This is a genomic window from Geobacillus sp. ZGt-1 (assembly GCF_001026865.1).
GTDB classification, from domain to species: Bacteria; Bacillota; Bacilli; order Bacillales; family Anoxybacillaceae; genus Geobacillus; species Geobacillus thermoleovorans.
Map to the genome: position 1 here is coordinate 1 of NZ_LDPD01000010.1, position 250 is coordinate 250.

At 48.8% G+C, this 250-nt stretch carries 1 pseudogene; it reads left to right on the forward strand.

From position 1 onward, the window contains the following. Window positions 1–250, forward strand: a pseudogene (locus VU18_RS19035) (RHS repeat protein); the annotation flags it as partial.

Here is a 250-nt window from a genome sequence, read left to right on the forward strand (position 1 = left end):
CTGCGGATTTCCCTGCTGGCAATCAAGATTGGAACCGTGCCGCCGTTTCGATTCAACCTTCCAAGCCAATTGATAAAATCGACATATCCGCTGTCTTCCGCGGCAATTACACGGGAACGGTATGGTTTGACGCGATCCGGCTCATGGAAGGAAACGTGGTGACGAAAAACAAATACGATGCCAGCGGAAATGATGTCACGGAAGAAGTGGATGAAGAAGGCTATGTGGCGAAAAAGAATTATGATGCCGT